General features: G+C 59.1%; 17 protein-coding genes. 7 read left to right on the top strand and 10 right to left on the bottom strand.

Going from position 1 to position 19,942, the window contains the following annotated elements:
- Nucleotides 1-12: 12 nt before the first annotated feature.
- The 5 genes from ACQZ63_RS08180 to ACQZ63_RS08160 all read left to right on the top strand — a co-directional run bounded on the left by ACQZ63_RS08180 (nucleotide 13) and on the right by ACQZ63_RS08160 (nucleotide 3,959).
- The gene (locus ACQZ63_RS08180; RefSeq protein WP_035202507.1) at nucleotides 13-1,209 is read left to right on the top strand and encodes a YcaO-like family protein; all 1,197 of its coding nucleotides are present in this window, start codon (nucleotides 13-15) and stop codon (nucleotides 1,207-1,209) included.
- Nucleotides 1,209-1,922: a TfuA-like protein gene (locus ACQZ63_RS08175; RefSeq protein WP_448799118.1), complete on the top strand. Its 714-nt coding sequence runs from the start codon at nucleotides 1,209-1,211 to the stop codon at nucleotides 1,920-1,922. Before ACQZ63_RS08180 ends, ACQZ63_RS08175 begins: the two co-directional genes overlap by 1 nt.
- Nucleotides 1,919-3,124: a hypothetical protein gene (locus ACQZ63_RS08170; RefSeq protein ID WP_065704403.1), complete on the top strand. Its 1,206-nt coding sequence runs from the start codon at nucleotides 1,919-1,921 to the stop codon at nucleotides 3,122-3,124. Before ACQZ63_RS08175 ends, ACQZ63_RS08170 begins: the two co-directional genes overlap by 4 nt.
- A 69-nt stretch (nucleotides 3,125-3,193) precedes the next feature.
- Nucleotides 3,194-3,631 carry a helix-turn-helix domain-containing protein gene (locus ACQZ63_RS08165; protein ID WP_025595440.1) on the top strand — a complete coding sequence of 146 codons (438 nt, stop codon included), beginning with the start codon at nucleotides 3,194-3,196 and terminating at the stop codon, nucleotides 3,629-3,631.
- Between the two features lie 94 nt (nucleotides 3,632-3,725).
- Nucleotides 3,726-3,959: a hypothetical protein gene (locus tag ACQZ63_RS08160; RefSeq protein WP_013761765.1), complete on the top strand. Its 234-nt coding sequence runs from the start codon at nucleotides 3,726-3,728 to the stop codon at nucleotides 3,957-3,959.
- Between the two features lie 200 nt (nucleotides 3,960-4,159).
- Here the strand turns inward: ACQZ63_RS08160 and ACQZ63_RS08155 are convergent, their stop codons facing one another.
- The 3 genes from ACQZ63_RS08155 to xylF all read right to left on the bottom strand — a co-directional run bounded on the left by ACQZ63_RS08155 (nucleotide 4,160) and on the right by xylF (nucleotide 7,395).
- Entirely contained in the window at nucleotides 4,160-4,942 is a 783-nt protein-coding gene (locus ACQZ63_RS08155; RefSeq protein WP_003511297.1) for an ATP-binding cassette domain-containing protein, read from the bottom strand.
- Nucleotides 4,943-4,960: 18 nt separating this feature from the next.
- The gene (locus ACQZ63_RS08150) at nucleotides 4,961-6,274 is read right to left on the bottom strand and encodes a sugar ABC transporter permease (RefSeq protein WP_065662488.1); all 1,314 of its coding nucleotides are present in this window, start codon (nucleotides 6,272-6,274) and stop codon (nucleotides 4,961-4,963) included.
- An 80-nt stretch (nucleotides 6,275-6,354) separates the two neighbouring features.
- On the bottom strand, nucleotides 6,355-7,395 hold the full coding sequence (gene xylF, locus ACQZ63_RS08145; protein ID WP_003511300.1) for a D-xylose ABC transporter substrate-binding protein: 1,041 nt from the start codon (nucleotides 7,393-7,395) through the stop codon (nucleotides 6,355-6,357).
- Nucleotides 7,396-7,637: 242 nt separating this feature from the next.
- Here xylF and ACQZ63_RS08140 point away from each other — a divergent pair, with 242 nt between their 5' ends.
- Nucleotides 7,638-8,870: an ROK family transcriptional regulator gene (locus tag ACQZ63_RS08140; RefSeq protein WP_162763573.1), complete on the top strand. Its 1,233-nt coding sequence runs from the start codon at nucleotides 7,638-7,640 to the stop codon at nucleotides 8,868-8,870.
- A 19-nt stretch (nucleotides 8,871-8,889) separates the two neighbouring features.
- On the opposite strand, the gene ACQZ63_RS08135 is transcribed toward ACQZ63_RS08140, so the two are convergent.
- The 7 genes from ACQZ63_RS08135 to ACQZ63_RS08105 all read right to left on the bottom strand — a co-directional run bounded on the left by ACQZ63_RS08135 (nucleotide 8,890) and on the right by ACQZ63_RS08105 (nucleotide 18,398).
- Entirely contained in the window at nucleotides 8,890-10,434 is a 1,545-nt protein-coding gene (locus ACQZ63_RS08135; protein ID WP_113555432.1) for a glycerol-3-phosphate dehydrogenase, read from the bottom strand.
- A 189-nt stretch (nucleotides 10,435-10,623) separates the two neighbouring features.
- A complete protein-coding gene (gene mce / locus ACQZ63_RS08130; protein WP_003511303.1) occupies nucleotides 10,624-11,040 on the bottom strand; it encodes a methylmalonyl-CoA epimerase in 417 nt (138 codons plus the stop codon).
- A gap of 13 nt (nucleotides 11,041-11,053) precedes the next feature.
- Nucleotides 11,054-13,195, bottom strand: a complete 2,142-nt coding sequence (gene scpA, locus ACQZ63_RS08125; RefSeq protein WP_111803412.1) for a methylmalonyl-CoA mutase — start codon at nucleotides 13,193-13,195, stop codon at nucleotides 11,054-11,056.
- Nucleotides 13,196-13,313: 118 nt separating this feature from the next.
- Complete coding sequence (locus tag ACQZ63_RS08120) at nucleotides 13,314-15,317, bottom strand: acetyl-CoA carboxylase biotin carboxylase subunit (protein WP_113555433.1); 2,004 nt, start codon at nucleotides 15,315-15,317, stop codon at nucleotides 13,314-13,316.
- A 48-nt stretch (nucleotides 15,318-15,365) separates the two neighbouring features.
- Nucleotides 15,366-15,743: a hypothetical protein gene (locus ACQZ63_RS08115; RefSeq protein WP_013761770.1), complete on the bottom strand. Its 378-nt coding sequence runs from the start codon at nucleotides 15,741-15,743 to the stop codon at nucleotides 15,366-15,368.
- A 125-nt stretch (nucleotides 15,744-15,868) separates the two neighbouring features.
- Nucleotides 15,869-16,765 carry a glutathione-dependent disulfide-bond oxidoreductase gene (gene yghU / locus ACQZ63_RS08110; protein ID WP_003511310.1) on the bottom strand — a complete coding sequence of 299 codons (897 nt, stop codon included), beginning with the start codon at nucleotides 16,763-16,765 and terminating at the stop codon, nucleotides 15,869-15,871.
- A 100-nt stretch (nucleotides 16,766-16,865) separates the two neighbouring features.
- The gene (locus ACQZ63_RS08105) at nucleotides 16,866-18,398 is read right to left on the bottom strand and encodes an acyl-CoA carboxylase subunit beta (protein ID WP_076845487.1); all 1,533 of its coding nucleotides are present in this window, start codon (nucleotides 18,396-18,398) and stop codon (nucleotides 16,866-16,868) included.
- 118 nt (nucleotides 18,399-18,516) lie between these two features.
- Between ACQZ63_RS08105 and ACQZ63_RS08100 the strand changes: the two genes are divergently transcribed.
- Nucleotides 18,517-19,935: a helix-turn-helix domain-containing protein gene (locus ACQZ63_RS08100; protein WP_113555434.1), complete on the top strand. Its 1,419-nt coding sequence runs from the start codon at nucleotides 18,517-18,519 to the stop codon at nucleotides 19,933-19,935.
- Nucleotides 19,936-19,942 lie beyond the last annotated feature (7 nt).

The raw sequence follows: 19,942 nt of genomic DNA, 5'->3' as shown, positions 1-19,942 counted from the left end.
GACGGCGCACATATTCCAGCGACAGCGGCTTTAGGGCATCCGGACGCTTCGTTCTTCGATCCCGAACTGCTTCGGCGGTTCGGGATTACCCGCGTCGGAGACGTGACCGGTCTCGATATTATCGGCATACCCGTCTGGTTCGCGACGCGGCCCAATTCACGCGGACTGTCGGTCTCCCAGGGCAAGGGGCTTGTCGCGGAGCAGGCACGGCTTTCCGCGATCATGGAAGCGATCGAAGGTGCCGTCGCCGAAGACACCCGCAAACATATCACCACTTTCGGCTCCATTCGTGAGATGCGGGACAAGGGCGCCCCTCTCGTTCCTTTCGAAACGATCGGCCGGGTCGACCCGGACACTCTTGATCTGCGAAACGAACGCGCCTGGGTGAAGGGAACATCCATACGCCAGCAGCTGGAGGTTTTTGCCCCCTATGAGCTGGTGGGCATGGATTTTCGCGCGGATTTCCCCTGGGACCGGCAGGCCTTTCTCATGAGTTCGCAAGGTCTTGCGGCGGGTTTCGACCATGACCACGCGGTTCTGCACGCCTTGCTCGAACTCATCGAAAACGACGCCTGCTTTCTCGTCGATACCTTCGAAACCCGCAATATCGCGCCGGAACCGGTCGTGTTGCCGATGGGTGTCGACACATCCTTCGATGCTCTTGTTCAACACCTTTCACATATCGGACTGCCGCCCCGCTTCTTTGATCTCACCAATACGCTCGGCGTGCCTGTAGTCATGGCGAGCCTGCCACGGTCAATCCACGCGCAGGACGGACTTGCCACCCGCAGCGCTGCCGGCGCAGCGTGCCGGTTTGGCACCTATGACGCGGCAATTGCCGCGCTGCTGGAGGCGATCCAGTCGCGACTGACTGACATCAGCGGCGCGAGGGACGATCTCTCTCCTTTGCGCTACCAGCGGGATATGTTTGCGGCGGGACCGGCGGCATCCGAGGTGTGGCCAATGGACCGGATCCCGGCCAGTCTCGATTTTGCGAATAGCGATCCGGCTCTACCGCCGTGGCGTCAGCTTGCAGAGCATCTTTTCGCCGCCGGGATCGACGACATCTATGTCTTTGCGCTGGAAACGGGCGTATCCGGTCTGCATGTCGTCCGGGTTCTGGCAAGCGGCCTCACCCCTGCCGGTGGTGGCCTTCAACGTATATCCCAGCGCACGCTCGACCGGTTCCTGAACCTCGGAGGCCTTTGATGAAGCCGGTGGTTTTTGCAGGCCCGTCCATCCACGGCATCGCACCCGCGCAGATTTCCGGCCTCGATCTTCGTGGCCCGGCTGCCTGCGGCGACATTTTCGACGCGGTAAAGCAGGGTGCCCGGACAATCGGGCTGATCGACGGCCTCTACGGTGACTGCGCCGCCGTGTGGCACAAGGAAATCCTGTTCGCGCTGTCAGGCGGCGTCGCTGTTCTCGGTGCCGCCAGCATGGGCGCGCTAAGAGCGGCGGAATGCGCGGCCTTCGGCATGATCGGCATCGGCGAAATCTTTGAAGCCTATCGGGACGGGCTGCGTTTTTCCGACGCCGATGTGGCAGTCAGCCACGCGCCCGGCGAACTCGACTACCGCCCGCTTACAATCGCGCTTGTCGATGCCGAAGCGACGCTCGAAGCGTGTCGCGCCGCTATCGCCCCAGAGGAACACGACGCCTTGCTGAACGCCGCCCGCAAGCTGCATTTTAACCGCAGGACATGGCGTGCAATGGCAACTGAGGCAAACCTCAACCTCGAGACCGCAAATTTTCTGGCCGGAAACGCGGTTTCCGCCAAACGCAACGATGCGGCCCTGCTTTTAGGCCTGCTTGGCAGCGGAGAATTGCCATCCCCGCCGCCGCAATCGTGGAAATTACAGAACACGGTATTTTTCCAGCAATTGGCCACGCGGCAGACGGCGGGAGAAAAAGCGTCTTGACCGCTGCCCCGCACCCGTCTCTGCTGCCCGACTGCGGAGGACTGATCCGGACAATCGCGCTTGCCTTGCCCGCCGCGTTTTTTGCGGGTGACAGGGCTGAAGGGGGCGTCTCTCCGCTCATCCCGATCGGAAACCTGCTTTCGGCTCTGCCTTCCGACGTCACGGCCCTTGTTCTTATCGATGGCCCCTGTCTCGCCTCCGCTGAAAGCTGGCTCAGCAGGCTGGCAGCCACCTGCACCGCAGAACTGTTACCGCTCGATGCAACCAGCAGCGTTTCGCACCCGTGGATACAGGACGTGTTCCACGTTCGGACTGCTGATGGGATCGCAACCGAACTGCTTTGTGCATCGGAAAGCGCCGTCACTGGCGAGCTCGCCAATCGTCTCGGGCTTGCCGCCAACGCTTCGCATGTCACTTTGCCGGGCGGTAACCAGCTGGTCGGGCCGGACTTTCGATTGGTGGGCCATTCCAGCCTGCAGGACGACAGGGGTATGGCAAACAATGCGGCAACCGAACGGCCGCAACAATGGCAGCGGGTTCAGGCACTCGACTACAGAACCCTGGGCAGTTTCGGATATCGGCCGGAAGACCTCGGCAATGCCTCGGCCTCAATCGCTCTTACCTCGGCAAACACGTCGCCTCCGGCGATCACCTTCGGAAAAATCCACCAATGCGGTTTCCACGTCGACCAGTTCGTTTCGGTCACAGGTCTAAGACGCGATGGCCACCCGCTATTGCTGGTTGCCGATCCGGTGGCCCATGAATGCAACGCCCGTAATGCGATGGATTTGAAACGTAAACTGGATGCCTCCGTTCTATTGCTGGCACAGCAGGGCTTCGCAATCCTGCGAAATCCCATTCCGGTTTTACCCACCATCGACACCAACAAATGCCTGCCTCGGCTTTATAACAACGTGCTTGTTGAAAATATCGTGCGCTCCGACCAAGAGAAGCCATTCGTCTGGGTTCCCCATTTCGGTGATGCGGAAACGCTCGACGGTTTCGACCGAGAGAACAGGAAAATTTGGGAAAGACTGGGCTTTCACGCCATCGGCGTGGCCGGCTGGAGCCATTTTGCCAGCAGAAACGGGGCATTGCGATGTGCAACAAAGGTGATAAACCGTCAACCAGCACAGCATACCGACGGAAAACAGCCTTACTTTATCAGTAACACCTCACAATACCCGTGGAAATTGTGTTGAATGTCTACCTTCAACAATATTAATTGATAAATATCCAATTTAAGAACCTCACAACTGGAGGAGTTCATGATGCAGGCCAAACTACCCAGCCCGATCGATGTGCATGTGGGTACACAAATCCGAATGCGCCGCAAGTCGCTCGGCATGAGTCAAAGCGCGCTGGCGGGCCGGTTGGGCATTACCTTCCAGCAGGTCCAGAAATACGAAAAGGGTGCCAATCGCGTCGGCGCGTCCCGTTTGCAAGCCATTGCATCGGTTCTCGGCGTCGATGTCAGCTCTTTGTTCGCCAATGCGACGCCGGATGTCGGAAACGCCAATCCCGCCCTTGGCACGATCAATGCCATGCAGTCTTTCGTTGCGTCGAATGAAGGATTTTCGCTCAATCAGGCCTTTGCCCGAATCAAGAGCGCAACCGTGCGCAAGAGCATCGTTGCCCTCGTGACATCGCTTGCGGCTACCGAAGCGGCGGAAAATAACGGCGCGCCGGAAAACAAGAGCGACGATTGACGCAGGTGTGACGCTCGCGTGACGCTCGATGTGGTCGAAAATGAACAACGCGGGATCAACGCGTTTTCATACTGTCGACTGTCGAGAGGGAATCATGGTGGCGTCTACCGCAGCAATACTTGAACAGGACAATGCAGACGAGATTCTGGCGCTCGGGCGGATGGTTTCCTATCTTTGCCAGCGCTCCAAATCTCTGGAACTGGGGATGTCGACCTATTTCCTGGAAATGGCATTGCTGTCGCTGGCCCAGGACATCAATCAGCATGGCTCGCTACCGGCTGGCGCAGAAATGAACGGCAGCGGTTTCGCACACGCCGAACTCCATTAAAACACCGCTTTTTAACGACCGCGTCTGCAATTGCGCAGAGCCGCAGACATTTTTCGTCTGCGGTTCCGGCTGGGCTGAAACACACCGGACGCATATATTTTTTAGTCAACTCCAAGAACTTTTGTTCCCAGCATTTGTCGAGGCCCGGTTTTTACCGGGCCTCGATTTGTAGTGGAAGTAAAGACGACAGAATTCTGTCGTCAGGCAACGACCGCGCCCGGACCCGCCACAGCACCCGGCGGCACCTTGCCCAGAATAATCATGCCGAGGACCTCGTCCTTCGTCACATCTTCCGTGCGGGCATGGCCGACCACCTTGCCGTTTTTCATGACGAACACCCGGTCGGCGAGATCGAAGACGTCATGGATATCGTGGCTGATGAGGAAGATGCCGATCCCCTGCCGTTTCAGTTCCTTGACGAGATCGCCGACCTGTGCCGTTTCCTGCGGCCCGAGTGCTGCCGTCGGTTCGTCCATGATGAGGATGCGGGCATCGAACAGAATGGCGCGGGCGATTGCCACGGACTGCCGCTGGCCACCGGAAAGCGCCTTCACCGGCTCCTTGAACCGCCGGAAATTGGGGTTGAGACGCCCCATGACCTCGCGGGCCGAAGCTTCCATGGCGACATCATCCAATGTTCCCCATTTCGTCTTCAGCTCGCGGCCGAGATAAAGATTGGCCGCCGCATCGACATTATCCGCCACCGCCAGCGTCTGGTAGATGGTTTCGATGCCGTATTTCTTGGCGTCGCGGGGATTGCGGATATCCGCATCCTCGCCGTTGATGAGGATGTCGCCCCCATCCCGCCGGTATGCACCGGACAATATCTTGATGAGCGTCGATTTGCCGGCGCCGTTGTGGCCAAGAAGGGCCACAACCTCACCTGGGAAAAGATCGACAGAGGCGTTTTCCACCGCATGGATACCACCGAAGGAAATGGAAATATTGCGCATTTCCACGAGGGGCGTGACTTGTTCCGTCATTGGGGTTCTCCTCGGTTCTTACTTGGCGCGGGCGCGGTAGATGGTGTCGAGCCAGACGGCGACGACCAGAACCACACCGACGACGATGCGCTGAAAGGGCGTATCGATGCCCACAAGCACCATGCCGGATTGCAGCGATTGCATGACGAGCGCGCCGAGCATCGCGCCCGCTATGGTGCCGACGCCGCCGGCGAGCGACGTGCCGCCGATGACCGCCGCCGCGATCGTATAAAGTTCATCCAGTTCACCCTGGGCATTGGTGGCCGCGTTGAGGCGGGCAGTCGAGATTGCCGCAGCGATGGCGCATAGAACGCCCATCAGCGTGAATATCTTGACCGTGACCCAGCGGGTCTTGATGCCGGCGAGTTCCGCCGCCTCCGGGTTGCCGCCGATTGCGAACACATAGCGTCCGAAGCGCAGCCGCGTCGCGATGAAGGTCATGACAGCACCGACGGCAAGCGCCATCAGCACCGGAATGGCAATGCCGTGCGGAATGAACAGACCACCATCCGGCCAGGTAATGCCATTGGCATCGGCATAGTTGCGGGCAATGTTGACCGGCCAGGGATAGCTGTTGACGACAGCTACGAAACCGACGACGACGACGCAGCCAAGTGCCACCAGGAAATATTCCGCCCAGACGGGCCGCAGCGGAAAACCGAAACGGCGACGCTGGTGGCGGGAATTCAGGATTGCCGCGACAATGGCGACGCAGGCGGCAATGGCTGCGATCCAGCTCCATGTCGCGCCGATCGAGCCGCTGGTGCCGCCACCCATCAGGCGGAAGGTGGAATCCATCGGCGCCACGGTGCGGCCGCTGGTGACGAACCATGTGCCACCGCGCCAGACCAGCAGACCGCCAAGCGTGACGATGAAGGACGGCACGTTCAGGAAGGCGATGATCGAGCCCTGCAGCATGCCGATCGCTCCGCCGACGAAAATGCCGACCAGAAGCGTGACGATCCATGTCGCCCAATGTTCAAAGCCGAGGAGCTGCGGCAGGATTTCCGCCTGCATGACACCCATGATCATGCCGGAAAAACCGAGGATCGACCCGACCGACAGATCGATGTTGCGGGTAACGATGACAAGCACCATGCCTGTCGCCATCACCGCGACAGAAGCGGTCTGGACGGAGAGGTTCCAGAGGTTTCTCGGCGTCAGGAACAGCCCGCCCGAAAGAATATGGAAACCGATCCAGATCAGAAGAAGCGCGCCGACCATGCCGAGCAGCCGGGTATCAAGCTCCGTGGCACTGATGAAACGCGAAATCGAGCCCGTCTTTTCCGTCTTGGGGGACGCTGTGGAATTGGATTGTGTCATGTCGGCCATGGACTGCCGGTCCTCCTTACATCTGAAAGGCGCCGCGCCACGTATCAGTGGCGCGGCGCCCAAACATCAACCTAGCGGTCTCAGTTGCAGGCCTTGACGGATCCGGCCTTTACACCCTGGCAGGCCGTTTCCTTCTTGATCCAGCCGGCGTCGATGACGACGTTCAGATTGTCCTTGGTAATGGCGATGGGCTTGAGGAAGACTGACTGCATCGTCACTTTTTTCGGACCGCCATCAAAAGCGGCAACGCCCTTGATTTCCGTCATCTTCTTGCCGCCCGCAAGTTCCAGCGCGATGCCGGCAGCTTCCTTGCCGAGTTCGCGGCTATCCTTCCAGACAGATACCGTCTGCGTGCCGAGCGCTACGCGGTTGAGCGCGGCGAAGTCCGCATCCTGACCGGATACAGGAACAGAACCTGCGAGGCCCTGCGCGGCAAGAGCGGCAATTGCGCCACCGGCCGTTCCGTCGTTCGAGGCGACGACCGCATCGACCTTGTTGTTATTCTTGGTCAGGAACTGCTCCATGTTCTTCTGGGCATTTTCCGGCTTCCAGCCATCGGTATAGGCTTCGCCGACATTCTTGATCTTGCCCGCGTCGACAGCGGCCTTCAGAACTTCCTGCTGTCCGGCAAAAAGAAAGTCCGCATTCGGATCGGAAGACGAACCCTTGATGAAGACGTAGTTGCCTTCCGGCTTGACCTTGAAGACTTCGGCGGCCTGAAGGCGACCGACTTCCTTGTTGTCGAAAGTGATGTAGAAGGCGTTCTTGTTTTCGATCAGGCGGTCGTAACCCACCACCGGAATACCTTCAGCGACGGCCTTTTCAACGGCCGGGCCAATTGCGTCGCTGTCCTGCGCAAGAATGATCAACGCATTGGCGCCCTGGGAAATCAGCGATTCCACGTCAGTCAGCTGTTTTGCGGCGGACGACTGCGCATCGGCGGAAATATACTTCGCACCGGCCTTGTCGAGAGCTGCCTTGATTGCCGCCTCATCCGTCTTCCAGCGCTCTTCCTGGAAATTGGACCAGGAAACGCCAACGACGAGATCAGCAGCAATGGCTGCGGTGTGCAGGGAAACGAGTACAGCTGTACCCGCCAAAAGCTTGGCAAACGAATTCATGATGTCCTCCCGGTAAGGGCGAAGCCTGCACCTCCATGCAGGGAAAACGCCCGGAAAAAGCTGTCGGGCTCTGTGATTTCACAATTTTCTCGACAGTCGAGAAAATTAATGTCAGAGATTCCCCATGCTGTCAACAACGGCTGCGGGCAGCATCCGGGTGCCTTGATCTTGCTCGTGGCGTGCGCCATCAGAGGGGATAAGCACGACAGGAAAAAAGCCGTTCAGGGAGCATACCCCAGCCCATGTCCGCCATTGCAAGCACGGAACTGGTGCGCCAGAAAAACAGCCTGTCGGTGATGGCAGCGCTGCGCCTTCATGGCAGCCTCTCCCATACGGACATGTCCTCCTTCACCGGGCTTGCCTCCGCCACCGTTTCCGCAATCACCATGGAACTCGAGCGGGCCGGCCTCATCCTGCGCAAAGAGCAGCTAGCCGCCGCCGGGCGCGGGCGGCCGCGCATCCTCTTTGGGCCTGATGGTGCTTTCTGCCACGTCGCCATCGTCATCATTTCGTCCGACAGCGTGCAATATTCGTTGGTCGACTATGCCGGCAAGCTGGTGGACCGCTTCACCGAGCAGAGGATCACGGCTGAAAAAGGGTCATTCGGCGGCTCGATCCTCTCCGGCCTTGCACGGCTTGCGGACCGTTCGCGCATCGACCGGCACGACATTCTTCAGGTGTCGATCAGCAGCAAGGGGCTTGTGGACGCGGCATCGGCGGTGCTCGTCTGGTCGCCGGTGCTCGGCACCGAAAAGATAGATTTCCAGCAGCTCATTTCTCAGGACGGCCGCATCCGCGTGACGCTGAACAACGAAACGCTGCTGGCCGCAAAAGCCATCTGGATGCAGGAGCAAGCAAAGGACGGCCCGAAACCGGAGGCACTTGTCACCCTGTCGCTCGGCCACAGCATTGGCCTCGGCATTGCCCGCGCCGCGGGTGGCGGGATAGAGGTTAGCGCCCCCAATTTCGGACATATGCTGCATCTGGCCGATGGCGCCCTTTGCCGCTGCGGCACCAGAGGCTGTATCGAGGCCTATTCAGGGTTTTATGCAATCCTGCGTTCGGCATTCGAGGCCCCGCCGCAGGCGGAACCGGCAAAATTCGTGCCGATTGCCGAAGTGGACAAGATCGCCGCTTCCGCCCGCGCCGGCGGGCGCATGGCGCGGCTTGCCTTCCGCACAGCCGGGCTTGCACTCGGCAACGGCCTTTCACGTCTGTTCAGCCTGCACGGCCATATGCCGGTCTTCATCACTGGCCCCGGCACACGCTATTTCGATCTTCTGGAAATCGGCCTTCACGATGGCCTTGCGCAATCGCAGTCGGTACGCTTCGGCGGAATGCCAAAAATCGGCATCGCGCCCAACGAACCGGAACTGGTGTTCGAAGGGCATATGGAACACGCTCTGTCCGCCGCCGACGACTATATATTGAGTGCTGATGGCCCTGAAAGAGCTGCAAGGAACTCGGGGAACTGACGGGACAACTCGTAGATGCTCAGGCCTGCTCCGTCACCGCTTCGCCCTTTTCCTTGACACCAGTCAGCGTGAAAACGAATTCATCCAGAGCGGCAGCCTCGTCCCTGCTCAACCGCAGGCCCTGTTTAGTGCGCCGCCAGAGAATATCCTCGGCTGCAAAGGCCCATTCGTGTTCCACCAGCCAGCGCACTTCGCATTCGTAAAGTGTGCCGCCGAAATGCCGGCCGAGGCCGGAAACATCGGTGGCGACACCGAGCAGTTCCGCAGCCTTCGTGCCGTAGTTTCTGATGAGCCGCTCGGCATGGTGACGGTCGAGGAATGGATGGCTGCGCTGAAGCGACAGTACCTGGGCATCATATTTCTCGACACCGAAGTCACCGCCCGGCAGATACGAGCCCGCCGTCCAGGGCTTGCCCTTTTCGCCGATGGCTGCGCCGATCTTTTCCAGAGCATGTTCCGCCAGCCGCCGGTAGGTGGTCAGCTTGCCGCCGAAGATATTGAGCAGCGGCGCTTCGCCCTCTGCCTCTTCAACCTTCAGCACATAGTCGCGTGTGGCTTCCTGCGCCTTTGAAGCGCCATCATCGAAAAGCGGGCGCACGCCGGAATAGGTCCAGACGATATCATCTGGCTTCACCGGTTCGCTGAAATATTCGCTGGCGGCATTACAGAGATAGGAAATCTCTTCCTCAGAGATGCGCACCTTGGCCGGATCGCCCTTGTAGTCGCGGTCCGTGGTGCCGATCAGCGTAAAATCTTGCTCATAGGGAATGGCGAAGATGATGCGGTTGTCCGGGTTCTGGAAGAAATAGGCGCGCGAATCGGAAAACTTCCTGCGCACGATGATGTGGCTGCCCTGCACGAGACGAACATTGTGCACATCGTTGCGGCCGAACACGCCGGACAGCACGTTATCCACCCATGGGCCAGCGGCATTCACCAGCATGCGCGCTCTGTGCGTGGCTGAACGACCGGTCTTTTCGTCCAGCGTCACGATAAGCCACAAGCCGCCTTCGCGCCGTGCGGATACGACCCGCGTGCGGTTCATGACCGTCGCACCGCGATCCGCCGCGTCACGCGCATTCAGAACCACGAAACGGGCATCGTCAACCCAGCCGTCGGAATATTCGAAAGCCTTGGCAAAGACCGGCTTCAGAGGTTTGCCTGCCGGGTCTTGCCGTAGATCGACCGTGCGCGTCGGCGGCAAAAGCTTGCGGCCGCCGAGGTTGTCATAAAGAAAGAGGCCAAGCCGGAGCATCCATGCCGGACGCACGCCGCCTTTCTGGAGCGGCAGGACGAAGCGCATGGGCCAGATGACGTGCGGGGCCATGGCCCACAGAATTTCACGCTCCATCAAGGCTTCGCGCACCAGACGAAACTCATAATGTTCGAGATAACGCAGGCCGCCATGGATGAGCTTGGTGGCTGCCGAAGACGTACCGGAGGCAAAATCGCCCTTTTCCGCAAGCGCCACGGAATAGCCCCTACCCACGGCATCGCGGGCAATGCCGCAACCATTCACGCCACCGCCGATGACAAAAAGATCGAATATGTTTTCGCCGGACATAGGGCCTCCCAAGACAGCGCCGGGGACCATTTCCCCCTACGTTGAAAGATTATCGTCATAAAAACGAAAACAAAACGAATGTCAAAAGAAAACAAACGAAACCCATGTTTTCAGCACAAGCGAACGGCAACTGCCGCCGGTGAATCACTTCGCCAGCGTGTTTTGGGATGTCGGTACGGGGTCTGTGTTTCAGACGTGTGTCGGAGTGACCTGCTCAAGCTCGTAAAGCACGCCGCCCATATCCTTTGGATGCAGGAAGAGAACGGGATTGCCATGCGCGCCGATCTTCGGCTCGCCATCACCTAAAATGCGGATGCCTTTTTGGACGAGATCGTCTCGCACGGCCAGAATATCCGGCACCTCAAAGCACAGATGATGCGTGCCGCCACCCGGATTTCTTTCGAGGAAGGCGGTAATCGGGGAGTTCTCTCCAAGCGGATGAAGAAGTTCGATCTTGGTATTGTCAGCCTGAACGAAAACCACTGTCACGCCGTGTTCGGGCAGGGATTGCGGCTCGGAAACTTGAGCGCCAAGCGCCCTGTATCGCGAAACCGCGGCATTAAGATCGGGCACGGCAAGGGCGACGTGGTTCAATCTTCCGAACATGGCCGTATTCCTCTCACGCGTTGCGCCGGATGCCTTCCAGCAGATCGAGAACCTTGTTGGCCGCATCCATGACATTGGTGCCGGGTCCGAAAATCGCCGAAACGCCGTGGTCCAGCAGGAACTGGTAATCCTGGCGTGGGATGACGCCGCCGACGACGACGATGATGTCCTGGGCACCCTTCTGTTTGAGCGCCTCCACAAGCTGCGGTGCGAGCGTCTTGTGGCCTGCGGCAAGCGACGACATGCCGACCACATGCACCTTGTTCTGAACCGCAAGATCGGCTGCCTCGGCAGGCGTCTGGAACAGCGGCCCGGCCAGCACATCGAAACCGATATCGCCAAAGGCCGATGCGATCACCTTCGCGCCGCGATCATGCCCGTCCTGCCCGAGCTTTGCGACCATGATGCGCGGTTTGACGCCGAGCCGTTCTGCCACGCCGGAAAGCCGCGTAGCGAGCGTGGCAAGCTCCGGCTCGTCCTTGTAGGCCTCGCCGTAAATATCCTCCACCACTTCCGGCACGGCAACGTAATCGCCGAAGACAGCACGCAGCGCATCGGAAATCTCGCCGACGGTGGCGCGGGCGCGGGCGGCGACGACTGCCGCCTCGAGAATATTACCCTTGCCGCTACGGGCAATTTCAGACAATGCCGCCAGCGCCTTCGAGACGTCCCCGCCGTCGCGGCGACGTTTGGTGTCCTCAAGGCGGCGGATTTGCGCAGCGCGTACGGCGGCGTTGTCGATATCGAGAACGTCGATATCCTCTTCGGTTTCCAGACGGTAGCGGTTGACGCCGACGATGACTTCCTCGCCCTTGTCCACGGCCGCCTGCCGACGCGTGGCCGCCTCCTCGATCAATCGCTTGGGCAGGCCTTCGGCCACCGCTTTGGTCATGCCACCAAGCGCCTCCACCTCCTCAATCAGCGCCCAGGCTTTTTGCGCCAGTTCATCCGTCAGGCTTTCGACGTAGTAGGAACCGGCCAGCGGATCGACGACCTTGGTGACGCCGGTTTCATGCTGGAGAATAAGCTGGGTGTTGCGGGCGATACGGGCGGAAAATTCTGTCGGCAGGGCAATGGCTTCATCAAAGGAATTGGTGTGCAGCGATTGTGTGCCGCCCAGCACGGCGGACATGGCCTCGAAAGCGGTGCGGACAATGTTATTGTAAGGGTCCTGTTCCTGAAGAGACACACCGGATGTCTGGCAATGGGTGCGCAGCATGAGCGACGACGCCTTTTGCGGCTTGAACTCTTCCATGATGCGCGACCAGAGGAAGCGGGCGGCACGCAGCTTTGCGGCCTCCATGAAGAAATTCATACCTATGGCAAAAAAGAACGACAGGCGGCCGGCGAAATCATCGACATTCAGTCCCTTGGCAAGGGCGGCCCGCACATATTCCCGCCCATCCGCCAGCGTGAAGGCAAGCTCCTGCACCAGCGTGGCACCTGCCTCCTGCATGTGATAGCCGGATATCGAAATGGAGTTGAATTTCGGCATCTCCTTCGCCGTATATTCAATGATATCAGCAATGATACGCATCGAAGGCTCGGGCGGGTAGATATAGGTGTTGCGGACCATGAACTCCTTGAGAATGTCGTTCTGGATGGTGCCGGAAAGTGCGGCACGCGAGACACCCTGCTCTTCCCCCGCAACGATGAAATTGGCGAGCACCGGAATGACGGCCCCGTTCATGGTCATGGAGACGGAGACCTTTTCGAGCGGTATACCATCGAACAGGATTTTCATGTCCTCGACGCTGTCGATCGCTACGCCCGCCTTACCGACATCGCCTTCAACGCGCGGGTGGTCGCTGTCATATCCGCGATGAGTGGCAAGATCGAAGGCGACCGAAACACCCTGTTGGCCGGCGGCAAGCGCCTTTCGATAAAAGGCGTTGGAAGCTTCGGCAGTCGAAAACCCGGCATATTGGCGGATCGTCCATGGCCGCCCGGCATACATGGTGGCGCGCGGGCCGCGCGTGAAGGGCGCAAAGCCCGGCAGACCATCGAGATGTGAAGCCTTTTTCAGGTCATCGGCCGTGTAAAGCGGTTTGACGTCAATGCCTTCGGGCGTATGCCAGACGAGTGCATCCGGTGAACGCTTCAGCTCCTTTTCGGCAAGCTGCAGCCAATCCCGCACCGTTTTTTCACCCGACATGCATATCTCCCCTTCTGCATTTCATTTTCAGTACTGTGACTGGTGATCGTGACCGAAATCCAGCCTACCCCGTAACCCGCTCCGCCCCTCATCCGTTCCTCAAAAACGGTATCAAGCCCTATTCAAATTCGAGGATGACCTCATCCACGGCGAGGCTATCGCCCGGCTTTGCCGACACTTTGGCAACCCGGCCGCGTTTTTCCGCACGCAGGATGTTTTCCATCTTCATTGCCTCCACCGTCGCCAGCGCCTGACCGGCTTCCACCTCGTCCCCCTCGCCAACCGAGATCCCGGTGATGACGCCCGGCATCGGGCAGAGCAACAGTTTCGACGTATCGGGCGGCAGCTTTTCCGGCATCAGCAGCGCCAGTTCCGCCACGCGCGGGCTGCGCACATGGGCGAGAACATCCATGCCTCGCCAGCGCAGACGCACCGCCGCACCGGCAAGATCGACCTTGGCGGCGATCACCTCGCCCGCCACCGTGAACAGGCCAAGGCTGCGGCCGGGAAGCCAGCCGGTAGCGACCGTCAGCGCAGCACCATCCTCAAAACGGATTGCCATGCCTTCAGCACCGGTTTCCACGCTCACGCTTCGACGGGATTGACCAAGCGAAACCACCCAGTCCTGACCGACAATGCGACGATGATTGCCAATGGTACCGGAAATTTCGACCGCACGGTTTTGAAGCCGCTGGTGGATAACGGTGGCGATGGCTGCGAGCTTGCGCGCGGAAGCCTCATCGGGCTCCACCCCGGAAAAGCCGTCCGGAAATTCCTCGGCGATAAAACCCGTCGTCAGACGGCCGGCCCGAAAACGCTCGTGCTGCATGACAGCCGAGAGGAACGGTAGATTGTGGCCGATGCCCTCTACTTCGAAACGATCCAGCGCCTGCCCCATGGCATCGATGGCGGTTTCACGATCCTTTGCCCAGCTACAAAGCTTGGCGATCATCGGATCGTAATACATCGAGATTTCACCGCCTTCGAAGACGCCGGTATCGTTGCGGATCACGGTGCCGTTTTCCTGCTCGCCCTCTTGCGGCGGGCGATACCGCGTCAACCGGCCGATGGAGGGCAAGAAATTACGATAGGGGTCTTCGGCATAAAGCCGGCTTTCGATTGCCCAGCCGTTCAACCTTATATCGGTCTGCCCGAAGGACAGCTTTTCGCCTGATGCCACGCGGATCATCTGCTCGACAAGATCAATGCCTGTGACGAGTTCCGTTACCGGATGTTCCACCTGCAGGCGCGTATTCATTTCCAGAAAGTAGAAATTGCGCTCACCATCGACGATGAATTCCACCGTTCCGGCCGAATGGTAACCGACTGCTCTCGACAGAGCCACGGCCTGCTCGCCCATGGCCTTGCGCGTTGCCTCATCAAGAAAGGGCGATGGCGCTTCCTCGATGACCTTCTGGTTGCGGCGCTGGATCGAGCACTCTCGCTCGCCAAGGTAAAGAATATTGCCGTGTTGATCGCCCAGCACCTGAATTTCGATATGGCGCGGCTGGGTGACGAATTTCTCGATGAAGATGCGGTCGTCCCCAAAGGAAGATTTCGCCTCGTTTTTTGAAGACTGGAAACCCTCGCGCGCCTCCGCATCGTTGAAGGCGATGCGCATGCCCTTTCCGCCGCCGCCGGCCGAAGCCTTGATCATCACGGGATAACCGATCTCGGAGGCGATCCTCACCGCCTCATCTGCATCCCCAATCAGCCCCATATGGCCGGGCACGGTGGAAACACCGGCTTCCGCCGCGAGCTTCTTGGAGGTGATCTTGTCGCCCATGGCTTGGATAGCGCCGACCGGCGGGCCGATGAAGATGACACCCGCCTTCTCCAGCGCCTCGGCAAAGGCAGCGTTCTCCGACAGGAAGCCATAGCCGGGATGCACCGCATCAGCCCCGGTGTTCTCGATCGCAGCAAGGATTTTATCGATGACGATATAGGACTGCGACGAGGGCGCCGGACCGATATGAACGGCCTCATCCGCCATCTTCACATGCAAAGCATTGGCATCAGCATCCGAATAGACGGCAACCGTCGCAATGCCCATCTTCTTCGCCGTCTTGATGACCCGGCAGGCGATCTCGCCGCGATTGGCGATGAGGATTTTCTTGATCACGCGATTATTCTCCCCTCTTCCCCTCACGACAAATGCCGTATGCCGTCCTCAAATCTCGAAAAAGTTCTCGAAGGATTCCGGGAAATTCTGCCGGGCGACGCGCTCGTCGATGACAAGCATCGCCTGGTAGGAAAGCGGATCGAAATTCTTTTCCGCCGGCAAGACCTCGCGGCCGAACAGCAGGCTGAGGCGGGCCGCGTCGAGATTACCGCGCTCGAACGGCTCGGGACCAAAATGGTGCCAGAGCGAGTGCAGGAAGGCCGCATCGATGCGGTGTTCCTTGGAATCGTCCCGCGCCCTTCGGGGTATCATCTTGATGGGCGTTACCCCTTTTGGATTGGCGCGGCGGATGGTGAACTGGATGCCCGTGCTCGGCATGCCGGAGGGAAATCCCTTGTGTTTGGTCATTTCGGGCAGGTTCGCCATCTTTTGTCCTTCCAGAAGCATTTCCATTAAAAGCGGGTCCGCTTTTACGTCCGGATATGCGTAAATTCAAATAATTAGAGCGCTTTCATGGTCCTATTAAAACCAGAAGCGCTCCAGTCTTTTCGTTATGCCTTGCCGATTTTGTCCTGCGTCTTCTGCTCGAAGTCGGAGGCATCGTGGCGTTCATGCAATTGTTCGGACGGATCGCCCGAAGTTTTGTTGACGATCACGCCGCGCTTGACCGCAGGTCGTTCGCCGATTTCAAGCGTCCAGCGCATAAGGTTCTTATAACCGGCCGCTTCAAGGAAAGCACCGGCATCGCCATAAGCCTGGCCGAGCGCGATCTTGCCATACCAGGGCCAGACGGCCATGTCGGCAATCGTATATTCCGAGCCCGCCAGATAACGGTTGTCGGCCAGATGACGGTCAAGCACGTCAAGCTGGCGTTTAACTTCCATGGCGTAACGGTCGATAGCATATTTGATCTTGATCGGGGCGTAGGCGTAGAAATGGCCGAAACCGCCGCCGAGGAAGGGGGCGGAACCCATCTGCCAGAACAGCCAGTTCAGCGCCTGCGTGCGGGCATTGCCCTCTTTCGGCAGGAAAGCGCCGAATTTTTCCGCGAGATAGACGAGGATCGAGCCGCTCTCGAAAACCCGGGTCGGCTCGGGCGTCGAATGATCCATCAGCGCCGGGATCTTGGAGTTCGGATTGACGCCGACAAAACCGGAGCCGAACTGGTCGCCTTCGCCGATCTTGATCAGCCAGGCATCATATTCGGCGCCCTTGTGGCCAGCGGCCAGCAATTCTTCCAGCATGATCGAGACCTTCTGGCCATTCGGCGTTGCCAGCGAATAAAGCTGCAACGGATGTTTGCCGACCGGCAATTCCTTGTCGTGGGTGGGACCGGCGATCGGGCGATTGATATTGGCGAACTGGCCGCCATTACCCTTGTCCCAGGTCCAGACCTTGGGCACTTCATATCCGGCGGGAAAATTATCTGCGGAGGAGTTCTCGGCCATAAAAATCAGTCCTTGTGCGTTTCGGGAGGGCACCGAAGGTCGGGCGCCTGAACATCATTATAGTAAGGTGGCCAAAGTATTTTTCCAGCCCCAGAGCAGGTCAGAGCGGAATGGTATCGTGCTTTTTCCAGCGGGTTTCGACGTTCTTGCCCCGCAGCGAGGCAAAGGCACGGGCGATGCGGCGGCGCGAGGAATGCGGCATGATGACCTCATCGATGAAACCACGCTCTGCCGCCACGAAGGGATTGGCGAAACGCTCCTCATATTCCCTTGTGCGCGCGGCGATCTTGTCCGGATCGGAAAGCTCCGAGCGATAGAGGATTTCCGCTGCCCCTTTTGCGCCCATGACAGCGATTTCCGCAGTCGGCCAGGCATAGTTCACATCAGCGCCGATATGTTTGGAAGCCATCACGTCATAAGCGCCGCCATAGGCCTTGCGGGTAATCAGCGTCACCATCGGAACCGTCGCCTCGGAATAGGCAAACAGCAGTTTCGCGCCGTGCTTGATGACGCCGCCATATTCCTGCGCCGTTCCGGGCAGGAAACCGGGCACATCCACCAGCGTCAGCAGGGGAATGTTGAAGGCATCGCAGAAGCGCACGAAGCGGGCGGCCTTGCGTGAGCTGTCAATATCCAGACACCCGGCCAGCACCATCGGCTGGTTTGCGACGACGCCTACCGTCTGGCCTTCCAGACGCATGAAACCGGTGATGATGTTTCTGGCAAACGCCTCCTGCAACTCGAAGAAATCGCCCTCGTCGGCGAGCGCATGGATCAGTTCCTTCATATCGTATGGCTTGTTGGAACTGTCGGGGATCAGCGTATCGAGGCGCGCTTCCAACCGTGCGGGATCGTCATGAAAAGGCCGGACTGGCGGTTTTTCCCGATTATTCAGCGGCAGGAAATCGAAAAGCAGGCGCACATGCTCAAGTGTCTCGATGTCGTTTTCATAGGCGCCATCGGCAACGGAGGATTTTTTGGTGTGTGTGGAGGCGCCGCCCAGCTCTTCCGCCGTGACGATCTCGTTGGTCACGGTCTTCACCACATCCGGCCCGGTTACGAACATGTAGGAGGTATCGCGCACCATGAAGATGAAGTCGGTCATGGCAGGCGAATAAACGGCACCACCGGCACACGGCCCCATGATGACAGAGATTTGAGGCACAACACCGGAGGCGATGACGTTGCGCTTGAAAACGTCGGCATAACCGCCGAGCGAAGCAACACCTTCCTGAATGCGCGCGCCGCCACTGTCGTTGAGGCCAATCACGGGCGCGCCGTTGCGCACGGCCATATCCATGATCTTGCAGATTTTCTGGGCATGGGTTTCCGACAGCGAACCGCCGAGCACGGTAAAATCCTGGCTGAAAACATAGACCTGCCGGCCGTTGATGGTGCCCCAGCCGGTAACAACGCCATCGCCCGCCACCTTCTGTTCGGCCATGCCGAAATCCACCGCCCGGTGGGTAACGTACATGTCGTACTCTTCGAAGGAACCTTCATCCAGCAACACATCGATGCGCTCTCGCGCCGTCAGCTTGCCCTTGGCATGCTGCGCCTCAATGCGCTTGACGCCGCCGCCGAGCCGCGCTTCGTCGCGGCGCGTCTTCAATTGCTCCAGAATGCTGGGCATGTTTCCTCCATGCGTTTCCTCAAAATCAATAGCTTAGAAAACATTCGCCTAGAAGCCTTGATCGTGCGCGTATGCGTGGCATAAATATTTGCAATATTTAATTTTGCAAAGTTGCAACATGGCTATGGAAAAGCTCTTCATCGGCCGCAAGGTCCGCGGCCTTCGCGAAAACGCCCGCGCCACGCAGGCGCAGTTTGCCGAACGGCTCGGCATTTCGGCGAGTTATCTGAACCAGATCGAAAACAATCAGCGACCCGTTTCCGCCAGCGTTCTGGTGACGCTGGTGGAAAAATTCCAGCTCGACGTAACGGAGCTGGCAACCGGCGAAAACGACCGGCTGGTTTCCGCTGTGCGCGAGGCCCTGAAAGACCCGCTGTTCCTGAATTACGAGCCCGGGCTGCAGGAGCTGAAGCTGATTGCGCAGAACGCACCGGGTTTTGCCCATGCGCTTTTGCGCGCCCACCAGGCCTACCGGCAAAATAGCGAGCAGCTGGTGCAGCTGGATGACAGGCTGGGGCGGGGAACCGCGCAGGTGGAAAGAACACCTTACGAAGAGGTCCGCGATTTCTTCCACTTCGTCGACAATTACGTTGCCGAGATCGATCTTCTGGCGGAAGAACTTGCATACGAACTGGAGATAGAGGGCGGCGAGACCTACGGCATTCTCGCGGCCCATCTACGCAGCCGCTTCGGTGTCCATATCACCAGAACGGAGGCGGCGGGCGGATTGATCCGGCATTTCGATCCGGCCGGCAAAACGCTGGCGCTCAGTTCCTACATGGCAGCACCGACCCGCTGTTTTCAGCTTGCGCTTCAGATCGCCCAGCTTCATGCGGGAGCAACCGTGGACAGAGTGCTGGCCGGCGCCGGTTTCCGTAGCGCCGAAGCCGCGGAAATCTGTCGCATCGGCCTTCACAACTATTTCGCCGCCGCGCTGATCCTGCCATATGGACGATTTCACCGGGCTGCGCAGGAATTGCGCCACGATCTGGAACTTCTGGCCGTGCGCTTCGGCGCGAGCCTTGAACAGGTGGCCCACAGGCTCAGCACTTTGCAACGCCCTGGTCAGAAAGGCGTGCCGATCTTTTTCGCCAAGATCGACCGGGCTGGCAACATCACCAAACGCCACAGCGCCACAAGGCTGCAATTTGCCCGTTTCGGCGCGGCCTGTCCGCTCTGGAACATTCATCAGGCCTTCGAAAGCTCCGACAGGATAGTACGCCAGCTGGCGGAAACACCTGACGGCGTGCGCTATCTTTCCATCGCCACACAGATCGAAAAAGCCGGCGCCGGTTTCAACACGGACAGGCCACGCTATGCCATCGCGCTCGGCTGCGAAATTTCCCATGCGCAGAATTTCGTCTATGCCGATACACTCGATCTCGCCAATACCGCCTCCTTCAAGCCCATCGGCGTTTCCTGCCGGGTATGCGAAAGGGTCGATTGCGTGCAGCGCGCCGTACCGCCGCTAAAACGCAAACTACATGTCGATCATCTCTCACGCGGAGCCCTGCCCTACCGGATCGCGGACTTCTAGCGCCGCG

The sequence above is a fragment of the Agrobacterium sp. CG160-95 genome, from assembly GCF_053521725.1.
The sequence above is the reverse complement of the archived record's forward strand: the minus strand, read 5'-3'. Positions and strand labels throughout refer to the sequence as shown.